Genomic DNA, 12,142 nt, shown 5'->3' on the forward strand with positions numbered 1-12,142 from the left:
GGTGGCTGGGATGGGGTGCTCGGGAGGCTGCTGGCGGACGGCTGGGGTGGGGTGGCCGGAGGTTGCCGGGGAGGGCTGAGGTGGTTGGGGCGACCAGAAGTGGACATGGTTACTGGAGCGTCAGGTCGGGGGGTGCTACTAGGCTCGCGGTATGAGTGACGTGGTGGAGTTGCTGGCGCAGGTGTTGCCGCGTGAGGCGTTGGTGACTGATCCGGATCGGATGGAGAGTTACCGGTACGACCGGGCGATGTTCTGCCCGGCGGGGACGCCGCTTGCCGTGGTGCTGGCTCGGGAGACGGCGCATGTGCAGGCGGCGGTGAAGATCGCGGCCGAGGCCGGGGTGCCGGTCGTGCCGCAGGGCGCTCGTTCCGGGCTTTCCGGGGCGGCGAACGCGCTCGACGGCTGCATCGTGATCTCGCTGGAGAAGATGGACAAGGTCCTGGCGATCGAGCCGATCGACCGGTACGTCGTCACCCAGCCCGGCGTGTACAACGCCGTACTGTCCCGCGCGGTGGCCGAGCACGGGCTGTTCTACCCGCCGGACCCGTCCAGCTGGGAGTTCTGCTCGATCGGTGGGAACCTGTCCACCAACTCGGGCGGTCTGTGCTGTGTGAAGTACGGCGTGACCACGGACTACGTGCTCGGCCTGGAGGTCGTGCTCGCGGACGGTCGCGTGCTGCGGACCGGCCGGAAGACGGTCAAGGGCGTGGCCGGGTACGACCTGGCCAAGCTGATCGTGGGCAGTGAGGGGACGCTCGGGATCATCACCGAGGCGACCCTGGCGCTGCGTCCGCAGGCCGCGCAGCCGCGGACGATGGCCGCCCTGTTCGACTCCGGGCCCGCAGCGGGCGAGGCGATCCTCGAGATCATTCGCAGCGGCGTGTCGCTCAGCCTGCTGGAGATCATGGACCAGACCACGATCCGCGCGGTGAACGCGTACAAGCGGATGGACCTGCCTGAGGAGGCCGCGGCGATGCTGATCGCCCAGTCCGACGCGGGCGGTGAGGCCGGCGCGGCCGACGTCGCGATGGTGGCGAAGCTGTGCCGGGACAACGGTGCGATCGAGTGCATCGAGGCGGACGACCCGGCCGAGGGTGAGCTGCTGCTGGAGGCCCGGCGGGCGGCGCTGATCGCTCTCGACGAGCTCGGTACGACGATGATCGACGACGTCGCCGTCCCGCGGTCACGCCTGGCCGAGTTCATCGGCCTGTGCGAGGACATTGCGAGGGACCTCGACATCACCATCGGCGTCCTCGGACATGCCGGCGACGGCAACATGCACCCGACGGTGGTCTTCGACCAGACCGATCCGGCGCAGGCCGAGCGGGCGCAGCAGGCGTTCGACAAGGTCATGGAGGTCGGGCTCCAGCTCGGCGGCACGATCACCGGCGAGCACGGTGTCGGCGTACTCAAGCGGACCTGGCTGGCCGAGGAGATCGGTCCGGTCGCGCTCGACGTACACCGCGCGATCAAGCAGGCGCTGGACCCGAAGAACATCCTGAACCCGGGCAAGATCGTCGCCGAGTAGGGAGTTGAGTAGGGGAGAGGTTGCCCCGGCAGCAAACCGTGGCGCTGTGACTGAACCGCAATGGAACTGGTGGGGCCATTCGACGTCCATGGCCGTCGAATGTGACGTCCGGCCAGCACTATGGAAGGTAGTTGACTGAATCTCCCGGGGGAATCGATGAGGCAGGGTAGGAGGCGCCCTATGCGCATGTGGCGAAGCGGGCGCTCCGCCTCGACGCTGCCTGGCGTACTCCGCCGTACCGTGCTGCCTGCCATCGCGGCCGTCGTCGCTCTCACCGCCCTGTCCGCCTGCGCGAACGGCAGCGGCCTGCGGGTCGAGGGCGCAGAGACACCCCCGCCGAGCCCGTCTCCGGCTGTCGCCTTCGGCACCACCGGACCGGCCCCGCGGAGCACCCCCGCCGCGGCCGTCGATCTGCGCCAGGTCCGGGTGAAACTGCTCGCGGACAAGGCCCTGCCGGCGTACTCGCGGAAGGTGCTCGCGAATTGCACCAAGATTGAGCGTTGCCTCAGCCGGGGTAAGACCGTTGATGTTATGCACAGCGGTACGCCCCAGCAGATCGTCTTGATCCACACCGTGGACAAGTTCGTCTTCGGGTACTTCGTGATTGCCGTCGGGCCCTCGGGCCCGCGGTCGATCTGGAGCCAGAAGGTGGATCAGCCGACGATCACGGCCAGTCCGAAGGGTGACTTGGTGGTCGAGTCCGAGATCTTCACGATCGACGACCCGCCCTGCTGCCCGTCCGGACGGCGGGTCGAGGTTTACCGTTGGGCCGGTCGGCAGATGACCAAGGTGAGCTCGACGGACCAGTAGGGAGACTGAACTTCGGTGGTACCGGAAGAACCGGCAGCGCGCATTCTCATGGTCGAGGACGACGCGGTGATCCGTGAGGCGACCCAACTGACCCTCGAACGCCACGGGTACGACGTGACCACGGCCGAGGACGGCCTGGAGGCGATCGAGCGTTTCGAGAAGATCCATCCGGACGTCGTGATGCTCGACATCATGCTGCCCGGCCTGGACGGGATCTCGGTGTGCCGCCGGATCCGGGAGAGCAGCACGGTCCCGATCGTGATGGTGTCCGCTCGCGGCGACGCACTCGACGTCGTCCTCGGGCTGGAGGCCGGCGCGGACGACTACGTGACCAAACCCTTCGACACCCAGGTGCTGGTGGCCCGGCTGCGGGCGGTGATGCGGCGGGCGGTGTCCGACCCGGAGCGCCCGGCGCCGTCGGCCGGCTCCGGCGTGGAGTCGTTCGGCGACCTGGAGCTGGACCGGGAGGCGCTCGAGGTACGGCGGGGTGGAAGCACCGTCCAGCTCACGCCGACCGAACTCAAGCTGCTGATCGAGTTCGCGAACAACCCGGGTGTGGTGCTCAGCCGGTCCACGCTGCTGCAGCGGGTCTGGGACTACGAGTGGGGTGGCGACGGCCGCCTGGTCGACGTCCACCTGCAGCGGTTGCGGACCAAGATCGGCGCGGACCGGATCGAGACGGTCCGCGGATTCGGGTACAAGCTGCGGGCCTGACGTGGGACTGCGCGGCAAGCTCGGTCTCATCATCCTGCTGGTCTCCTCGCTCGCGATCCTGGTCCTCTGCGTCGCGGTCTACACCCAGGCGCAGTCGGCCCGGCTGGACCGGACCCGCAGCTTCGCGGACGAGCGGATTCAGCTCGCGGCGCAGAGCTACGACCGCGACGAGGTCCCGGTGTTCGGGTCCAAGCTGGACGATCCCGAGCTGCCGCCGCAGTTGCGGGAGGCGGTGCTGGAGGGCAAGCGGGCCACCTTCAAGACCGGTTCGCCGAACGCGAAGATGTGGGCCGCGGTCGGGGTCAAGGACGGCAAGATCCTCTCGATCGAGCAGGACTACGACACCAGCGACGACTCGATGGAGGCGCTGCAGCAGGCGCTGATCTTCGGCGGGATTGGAACGGTTGCCTTGGTCGCCCTGGTCAGCGTGATCCTGGCCGGCAGCCTGTCGAAGCGGATCGTCGCGGTCGCAGGGACGGCGCGCCGGATCGCAGCCGGCGATCTGGATGCGTCGGCGGCCGACACGGTTGGCAAGGGCAAGGACGAGGTGCAGTCGCTGGCCACCGCGCTGGACACGATGGCGACGTCGCTGCGTGGCCAGCTGGAAGCCGAACGCCGGTTCACCGCGGACGTTGCGCATGATCTGCGTACGCCGGTCACCGGCCTGACCACCGCTGCCGAGCTGCTGCCACCCGGGCGGCCGAGTGAGCTGGTCCGGGACCGGGCCAAGGTGCTGCGCCGGCTGGTCGAGGACCTGCTCGAGATCGCCCGGTTCGACTCGGGCGTGGAGCAGGCCGACCTCGAGCTGGTTGGGCTGGGGGCGTTCGTCGGTTCGGCGGTCGGCCGGCTGCGGATGCAGCAGGCGCTCGCGCCGGACAGCGTGATCATCCACCAGGTCGGGCCGGACGAGACGGTGTCGACCGACTCGCGCCGGATCGAGCGGATCCTGGCCAACCTGATCGTGAACGGACTGCGGCACGGTCAGCCGCCGGTCGAGGTCACGGTCAGCGGCCGGACCGTCGAGGTGGTTGACCACGGCAACGGCTATCCGGAGGAATTGATTGCCGAAGGCCCGCGCCGGTTCCGGTCCGGGATGGCCGAGCGTGGCGTCGGGCACGGCCTCGGCCTGACCATCGCGGCCGGTCACGCCAAGGTGCTCGGTGCCGAGCTGACCTTCGGGGCAGCGCCGGGCGGCGGTGCGCTGGCCCGATTGGTCCTCCCCGCGACTGAGACGCAGTCTTAACAACCGTTCGCGTCGTTGCCGCGTCTCCTCTTGCGTCGGGCTCGCCCAAGAAGCCCAATAAAACGAGGGGAAACCACACTCATGCGTTCTCAGTTCGTACGTCGTACCGCCGCCGTCATCGCGGGTGCCGCACTGGCCGCCGGGGGTCTCGGTGTTGCCGGTGCCCTGCAGGCCAATGCGGTCGGCACGCACACCACCGCCGCCAGCGCTGCGGTTGCCGCGAAGTCCATCACGATGAAGTCGGACAAGGCCAGCGCGAAGGCGTGGACCAAGGTCTCGTTCACCGGCAAGACGAGCGGGATCGCGCGCAACACCGTGGTCCAGGTGCAGCGGTTCGAGAACGGCAAGTGGGTCAACTTCCCAGCCACCACCAAGGTCACCAGCAAGGCGACGTACTCGGTGTGGGTGAAGAGCGGCCGGGTCGGCGTGAACAAGTTCCGGGTCGTGTCCGCGAAGACGGCCAGCGCCTCGGTGAACGTCACCATCACCAAGTAGCAGGACCCCGAGCGGCGCCACTTCCGGCAGGGGCGGAAAGTGGCGCCGCTTGCTGTCTAGCGGGTGCCGTAGACGTTGAGCTCCGCGGCCGATCCGAACACCGCGCCGTTGAGCGAACTGGTCCCGACGAACTTCACGAACCGTCCCGGTGTCGCGGTGAAGTTCACCCGCTGGGTCGCGATCGAGTTCGGGAACTCACCGGTGGCGACCGGCGTACCCCAGGTCTGTCCGTCGGTGCTGACGTAGATCTCGTAGCCCTTGAACATCCCGTTCGTCCCACTCTGCCGAGGCAGATAGCTGAACCCGTCCACCTGGTACGTCGCTCCGAGGTCGAGCGTGATGTGATGCGGGTACGTCGCCGGCGTGGGCACCTCCGACCAGGCGGAATGCCAGATGGTGCTGGGGTTTCCGTCCAGTGCCTCGGTGGCCGCACCACCCGTGGCGACGTCCTCGCTGCTGACGTCCGCCACCTTGATCCGCGACTGCGGCACGATGCCTGGCGGCAACACTGTTGCCTCGGTGGTGATCGTCGATCGGCCACCCGTTGCCGTCAGCACGTACTTTCCTTCCGCTGTGCCGGCAGGCGGAGTGACGTCCCAGCTGGTCGTCACACTGGCGCCCGGGGCAACGGTCGCGTGTGTTGCCGGAGTCGCCGCGGTCACGGTCCAGCCGTCCGGTCCGGTCAGCCCGAGCGTGATGTTGTTCGCGGCAACGACATCGTTGTTGGTGAACGTCGTGACGACCGTGTTCGCCTCACCGGAGACGAGACCGGTCACGCCCGACACCGCGATCGACGTACAGTCGGCCGGATCGGACGTCGTACCGAGGTCGGTGACGGCGAAGTCGTCCATGATGAAGTCGGCCTGATCGCCACCGCCGGACAGCTTGCGCAGGCCGACCCAGTAGTCGCCACCGCAGCCGGCCACGAACTCCTGGCTGAACGTTGCCTTCGCCCGCTGCTCACCGATCGGCGTGGACTTGACCTCGACCGAGTCGGGCCGGTCGACTCCCTGCACCCAGGCGTACTGGCCGGCGCGGCCGCTGGCGTAGTCGAAGCTGACCTTGTACTTGTGTCCAGGCTGGAAGTTCACCGTCGAAGGCGTGGTTCGGTAGACGAGCCCCTCGTTCTCCTCGTGTGACTTGAGCGACCACTCGCCGTCCAGGACGTCGTCGACGAGCTTGCCGTTCCAGCCGGCCTGCGTGTACGGCGCGTGCTTGCGAGCGAGACTGGTCCGCGGGTCGGTGACCCCACCGGAGTCGCCCTTCACGAACGGGCCCCAGCCCTGGTCGACGTTCTCGAAGTCGTCGATCAGACCGGCGGCAGGCCGCTTCGTCTCGACCACGCGGACGTCGTCGATCCGGACCTGGGCAGCTCCGGCGACGGCACTGATGGCGAGGTCGGCACTGTTGCCCTTGGCATCGACGACGACGCGGACACGCTGGTAGTAGGCGTCGTGTTTGTCGTCGGAGGCAACCATGTTCTGCGCTGTCGACCGCGTGATCTGGATCTTGACTCCATCCACGGTCAGAGTGGTCGGGCGGGACTTGCCTGCCTCGACCTCGATCCAGGCCGAGGCGCTGTAGGTACGGCCGGGAGTGAGGCCGGTGATGCGCTGCTTAAGCGTCGACGCCTTGGTGCCGAGGGACGCGACCTGCCGGCCGTTCTCGAGCGTGGCGATCGTGGCGCCGCCGGTGGCATTCCAGCCTGCGAGGTTGCCGGCGTTGAAGCCGGGGTCCTTCAGGTGGGTGCCATCGCCCCAGTTTGCCGGGCGTGGTGCCGGTGCGCTGATCGGGTAGAGCACGTATGGCTGGCCCGCGATCGCGTCCAGGGTGACGGCTCCCCGTCGTACCGGAACAGTCGCGACCTTGACCCGGCCGGTGTCGGTCAGTTTGTAGACCGCGAAGGTCGGGGCCGAGAACGCCGCGGGAACCTGCCAGGTGGTGCGGCCGCCGGCTGGGTTGTAGTGGTAGAGCTTCTTGGTGCCGTCCCAGGGGAGCAGGTACTTGTCGCCGTCGAGCACCTTGGCGTCGCCGACGTACACGGTCCGCTTGCCGTTCTCGACCGCGCCGCGGACGCCGCCGGTGAAGGTGATGTCGCTGCTGTTCCAGTCGGTGATCTTCTGCTGCTGGAGGAACTTGGCCGGCAGGTTCTTCTGCCAGATGTTGCGGTAGAACGCGTTCCAGTCGGTCTCGCCGGTCCAGCCCTCGAACTCGACCAGACTGGACTGACCGAGGATCGGGTCGTTGTTCCAGACATCCTTCTCGTCGTTGCGGACGAACCGGATGATCTGGGAGTTCAGGCCCTTGTTGGTCGGGCCGCCGTAGTCGAGGTCGTTGGCCCAGTGCGACCACAAAGACGTGCGCTCGTGCCGGTCGGCCCACTCGGTCGCGATCTGCCAGCCCTGGTCGGCGAGCTGCCGGGTCAGGCCGTCGGCGAGCCAGCCGGACTGGTAGTAGACGTCGATGTACAGCTCCTGCAGGTTCTTGTCGGTCTCGTCCCGCAGTTGCTGGAACCGCTTCACGATGTTGCCGGTGGCGAGGTCAGGGCGCTGCTTGATGTAGTAGCTCTGGTTCAGCCAGTTCCAGCCCTTGGAGTTCTTGTCGACCAGGTCCTCGTTGAACGCGTTCGCCTCCGGGTAGGACTCGGTCGCGTTCACGTGGACGCCGAACGCTGCGTTCCAGTCCTTGCCCTTCTTCAGCAGGGTGTTCAGGTCGGTCAGTCCGCCGGCGCGGGTGTTGTAGTTGCCGCCGTAGTCCGGGTGCGCCGAGTCGTGGCCCTCGGCGCCGTACCCCTTGAGCAGGGCCAGTTGGCCGAGTCCGTCGGTGGACAGGGAGATCCGCTTGACGTCGTCCAGGGTGCGCAGGAACGGGTGCGTCGCCTGGCTGGCGAAGTTGAAAGGGATGTGTGTGACGACGCGATCCTTGACCAGGTCGGCGCCCTTCGGCTCGGTCATGATCGAGCGGAACGCGATCGCGGCGTCCTGCCAGTCGACGGTCTTGTCCTGGTTCGCGTCCGGGGTGATCACGATCTTGGCCCAGGGCAACGGTTCGGTGTACGGCGAGGTGTCGGCGCGGTAGGTCCACTGGCCGCTCCAGACGCCGACGCGAGTGCTGCCATCGGTGGACTTGCGGGCGCGGTGCCAGAACCGGGCGCCGTCGTCGACGGACTGGCCGGACGGCTTGTCGTAGACGGAGTTCGACTCGATGCCGGCGGCCAGGGTGCTGGTGTTCACGAACGCGTACGTCGCTCCGGTCGCGGACGGCTCGGCCGGGGTGGTGGCGGTGATCGGGGTGATCTTGTCCGCGGTCCGGGTGGAGTCCGGGTCGAGGGTGGTGAACGCGGTGGTCGCGCCGGCGTCTGTGCTCGCGACGGACACGAGGTCGTGGTCCGGGATGTCGATCGTGTGCACCCGGGAGGCTTCGGTGTCGCGGATGGCGTCGATCGCGAAGGTCGTGACGCGGCCGGTGAGGCTGAGGCTGGCGTCCAACTCCACGCCGGGGAGCGCGTCGAAGGCGAGCTTGTACGACGCTCGGCCGGGGTCGACTGTGGGCGGTTCGGCGAGGTGCGCCGTGCGGGCGACACCGTCGATGGTGACGGTCGAGATGGTGTCTGGTTGGCCGCCGAGGGCTTGGCCGGAGGCGTTGTCGACGTACTTGATCACCCGCGGGAAGTCGGCTCCGACGGTGACGGTCAAGTCGTTCGATCGGAGGGTCAGATCGCCGGCGGCGTGCGCGCCCACGGGCACGCTCAGCACACCGGCGGCCATGGTCACGGCCAGCACACAGATCCCCACTGAACGTTTCATGCGGAGAAAGTTCGCACGCAGACGCCCGTACGTCAAGAGAAACAAACACTAATGAACAAGATCAGCCTCGCCTCCGGCTCGGCGGAGGCGAGGGGAGGCAGCTCGGCGGGGTGCAGGTGGGAGCCTCGCCTGCGGCTCGGCGGTATGGGGGTGGGGCGCCTCGGCGGGGGTGCGGGTGGGGGCCTCGCCTTCGGCTCGGCGGAGGGGCTGTCAGGCGGGAAGGATTGTGCCGGCTACTTCGCCTAGGCCGATCGTCGCGCCGGTGGGGGTGGTGGCTTTGGCGGTGATGGTGATCTTGTCGCCGTCCGCCAGGAACGTGTGTTCCTTGCCGTCTAGCAGGAGCGGTTCGCGGCCGGCCCAGGTGAGTTCGATGAAGGAGCCTCGTTGGGTTCTTTCGGGGCCGCTGATGGTGCCGGAGGCGTACAGGTCGCCGGTTCGGAGGGAGGCTCCGTTGACGGTCAGGTGGGCGAGCATCTGGGCGGGGGACCAGTAGATGTCGCGGTACGGCGGTGAGCTGACCAAGTGGCCGTTGAGGAAGACCTGGAAGGTGATGTCGTAGTTCTTCAAGTTCTCGCCTGACAGGTACGGCAGCACGGGTGGATCCTGCGGCGGAAGCGGGACGGCGGCCGGGGAGAGGGCCTCGAGTGACACCACCCACGGCGAGATCGACGTGGCGAACGACTTGCCCAGGAACGGACCAAGCGGGACGTACTCCCACGCCTGCAGGTCCCGCGCGGACCAGTCGTTCACGAGTACGACGCCGTACACGTGCTCCTCGAACGCGTCCACGGACACCGGTTGTCCCAGCTGCGACGGCGCCCCGACGACGTACCCGAGCTCCACCTCGATGTCGAGCCGCTGAGACGGTCCGTACGTCGGCGCCGCCGCGTCCGGCGCCTTCTGCTGACCCGACGGCCGGACGATGTCGGTCCCACTCGGTACGACCGTCCCGGCCCGACCGTGATAGCCGACCGGCAAATGCTTCCAGTTCGGCAGCAGCGGCTCGGAGTCCGGCCGGAACAGCCGGCCGAGGTTGGTCGCGTGCTGCTCGGAGGCATAGAAGTCGACATAGTCCGCGACCTCGAACGGCATCTGCATGGTCACCGCGGACTGCGGGATCAGATGCGGCTCAACCGTGTCGCGGTCGTTCTCGTTGCGCACGAGCTCGAGCAGCCACCCACGCGTCGCACTCCAGGCCGGGCGGCCGAGCGCGAGGAAGTCGTTCAACGACGGCTGCGCGAACAGTTGCGAGCCGTCCAGCATCTGCGCGGACGCGACCGGCGCGAGATCGATGATCTGGTCGCCGATCGCGGCACCCACCCGCGGCTCCTCGTCGCCGAGCCGGAACACGCCGAGCGGCAGGTTGTCCGGCCCGAACGGCGAATCCGCGGGGAGGTCGATCCAGCTCACAGGCCCTCCAGCAGGCTCAAAGCGGTCAGGTCGTGGCGCGGCTCCTCGATACTGCACGAGCCGAACGACGTGAACCACCGGCGGGTCCCAGCCGCCTGCTGCTCGGACAACTCGCGCGCCCGAGCGGCCAGTGCCTCGCCGTCACGAGAAGCCAGGACGGCCGCCACCTCGTCCAGCGAGGCACCATCAAGCGACGCACGGGTGGCGAGCAGCACGTTCAGGAACCCGTGATGCTCGAACCCGGTGTCCACTGCGGTATGTCGCACCGCGTTGTGCAGCCCAGCCGTGCACTTGAACGCGACCTCGCGATCCAGACAGGCAGTGATGAACGCCGCGATCTGACCTTCTGACGGGAACAACGAGGCGTCGAGCCCGCCGGTACGGAGCTTGGCCGCGTACCCCGCGTCGGCGACCACATCGAGCGCGCGCTCCCACGCTCCGTCCAGGCCGATCTCGACGTACGCCGTCTCCTCGTCGAGGCAGTCGTCACAAGCCCGGACCACGCGCAGTGCGTTCCGGGACAGGTCGTCCTCGTTGCGCAGTCGAACCTCGATCGCGGTGACCTCGATGTCGGTGGACCGGTCGCCGTACCGGACCGCGGGCTCGATCCCGCCGGCGCCGCCGGTGATCACCACCGCCACCTTCAGCGGCCCAGGGCCGGTGCGGGCCGCCTCGGCGGCGACCTTCATCAAATCCTCGTCGGTGCACACGAAGGGCCCGACCAGCTCGGCGTACGGCGCGGTGCGGTGGGTTCGGTGCGCCTCGACAGCCTCGGTCAGCGGCAGGTCCCCGGGCGGGAACATCGCCGCGTCGTCGACCAGGTGCCGGAACAGGGCGGGGACGGTTGACATGGCTCGAAGCCTAACGGATGCTTTCGGTAAGCGGACGCATGCGTTCGATTAACGTACACGGGAGCGGGAGAAATGACGTTCTACCGGCAGGTCGGGCAGGTTCCGCCGAAGCGGCACACGCAGTTCCGGAAACCGGACGGTGGGCTGTACTACGAGGAGCTGATGGGGGAGGAGGGGTTCTCGTCGGACTCGTCGCTGCTGTACCACGCCGGCGTACCGTCCGCGATCGTGGACTCGCAGGTGTGGGACCTGCCCGACCTGGCCACCGTCCCGAACCACCCGCTCACGCCCCGGCACCTGAAACTGCACGACCTGTTCGCCGAGACCTCCAAGTCCAACGCCGTCGAGGACCGCCGGCTCGTGCTCGGCAACGGTGACGTCCGGATCTCGTACGTCGTGGCCGAGCAGCCGTCGCCGTACTACCGCAACGCCATCGGGGACGAGTGCGTGTACGTCGAGAAGGGCTCCGCCACCGTGGAGACGGTGTTCGGCGTGCTGAACGCGGTCGAGGGCGACTACGTGATCATTCCGCGGGCGACCACGCACCGCTGGCTGCCCGGTCCGGACGGGGTGCGCGCGTACTGCATCGAGGCGAACAGCCACATCGCTCCGCCGAAGCGGTACCTGTCGCGGTACGGGCAGTTCCTGGAGCACTCGCCGTACTGCGAACGCGACCTGCACGCGGCGGGTGAGCCGCTGGTGGTCGAGGACACGGACGTCGAGGTGCTGGTGAAGCACCGCGGCAGCGGCCCGGGCGGGATCGTCGGCAGCCGGATGACCTACGCGACGCATCCGTTCGACGTGGTCGGCTGGGACGGCTGCCTGTATCCGTACACGTTCAACGTGAGCGACTACGAGCCGATCACCGGGCGGATCCACCAGCCGCCACCGGTGCACCAGGTGTTCGAGGGCAACAACTTCGTGGTCTGCAACTTCGTGCCCCGCAAGGTCGACTACCACCCGCTGTCGGTGCCGGTGCCGTACTACCACTCGAACGTCGACTCCGACGAGGTGATGTTCTACTGCGGCGGCGACTACGAGGCCCGGAAGGGTTCGGGGATCGGCCTCGGCTCGATCTCGCTGCACCCCGGCGGGTACGCGCACGGCCCGCAGCCGTCCGCGATCGAGGCGTCGCTCGGCGCCGAGCGGTTCGAGGAGCTCGCGGTGATGGTCGACACCTTCCGACCGCTCGAGCTCGGCGAGGGCGGTACGGCGGTCGATGACGGCGTCTACGCCTGGAGCTGGGCCGGCCGGCGTAAGCCCTGAGACCCGTGTCGGCGGCGGC

At 68.2% G+C, this 12,142-nt stretch carries 9 protein-coding genes; 6 read left to right on the forward strand and 3 right to left on the reverse strand.

Annotation, left to right across the window (positions count from 1 at the left end; all coding sequences use genetic code 11):
- Positions 1 to 151 precede the first annotated feature (151 nt).
- The 5 genes from E0H73_RS28855 (at position 152) to E0H73_RS28875 (ending at position 4,790) form a co-directional block, all read left to right on the forward strand.
- Complete coding sequence (locus tag E0H73_RS28855) at positions 152 to 1,528, forward strand: FAD-binding oxidoreductase (RefSeq protein WP_131361755.1); 1,377 nt, start codon at positions 152 to 154, stop codon at positions 1,526 to 1,528.
- Between the two features lie 180 nt (positions 1,529 to 1,708).
- The gene (locus tag E0H73_RS28860) at positions 1,709 to 2,338 is read left to right on the forward strand and encodes a hypothetical protein (protein WP_238164347.1); all 630 of its coding nucleotides are present in this window, start codon (positions 1,709 to 1,711) and stop codon (positions 2,336 to 2,338) included.
- Between the two features lie 48 nt (positions 2,339 to 2,386).
- On the forward strand, positions 2,387 to 3,052 hold the full coding sequence (cseB, locus tag E0H73_RS28865) for a two-component system response regulator CseB (RefSeq protein WP_202867606.1): 666 nt from the start codon (positions 2,387 to 2,389) through the stop codon (positions 3,050 to 3,052).
- A gap of 1 nt (position 3,053) precedes the next feature.
- Entirely contained in the window at positions 3,054 to 4,295 is a 1,242-nt protein-coding gene (locus E0H73_RS28870; RefSeq protein ID WP_131361757.1) for a HAMP domain-containing sensor histidine kinase, read from the forward strand.
- A gap of 81 nt (positions 4,296 to 4,376) precedes the next feature.
- Entirely contained in the window at positions 4,377 to 4,790 is a 414-nt protein-coding gene (locus tag E0H73_RS28875; protein WP_131361758.1) for a hypothetical protein, read from the forward strand.
- Positions 4,791 to 4,846: 56 nt separating this feature from the next.
- On the opposite strand, the gene E0H73_RS28880 is transcribed toward E0H73_RS28875, so the two are convergent.
- From E0H73_RS28880 to E0H73_RS28890, 3 genes are all read right to left on the reverse strand, one after another.
- A complete protein-coding gene (locus E0H73_RS28880) occupies positions 4,847 to 8,596 on the reverse strand; it encodes an endo-alpha-N-acetylgalactosaminidase family protein (RefSeq protein ID WP_131361759.1) in 3,750 nt (1,249 codons plus the stop codon).
- A 210-nt stretch (positions 8,597 to 8,806) separates the two neighbouring features.
- Positions 8,807 to 10,006, reverse strand: coding sequence for a fumarylacetoacetase (gene fahA, locus E0H73_RS28885; protein ID WP_131361760.1), 1,200 nt, complete (start codon positions 10,004 to 10,006; stop codon positions 8,807 to 8,809).
- Positions 10,003 to 10,857 carry a vWA domain-containing protein gene (locus E0H73_RS28890; RefSeq protein ID WP_131361761.1) on the reverse strand — a complete coding sequence of 285 codons (855 nt, stop codon included), beginning with the start codon at positions 10,855 to 10,857 and terminating at the stop codon, positions 10,003 to 10,005. Before E0H73_RS28890 ends, fahA begins: the two co-directional genes overlap by 4 nt.
- 72 nt (positions 10,858 to 10,929) lie before the next feature.
- Between E0H73_RS28890 and E0H73_RS28895 the strand changes: the two genes are divergently transcribed.
- The gene (locus tag E0H73_RS28895; protein ID WP_131361762.1) at positions 10,930 to 12,123 is read left to right on the forward strand and encodes a homogentisate 1,2-dioxygenase; all 1,194 of its coding nucleotides are present in this window, start codon (positions 10,930 to 10,932) and stop codon (positions 12,121 to 12,123) included.
- Positions 12,124 to 12,142 lie beyond the last annotated feature (19 nt).

The sequence above is a fragment of the Kribbella pittospori genome (genome assembly GCF_004331465.1).
Taxonomy (GTDB): Bacteria; Actinomycetota; Actinomycetes; order Propionibacteriales; family Kribbellaceae; genus Kribbella; species Kribbella pittospori.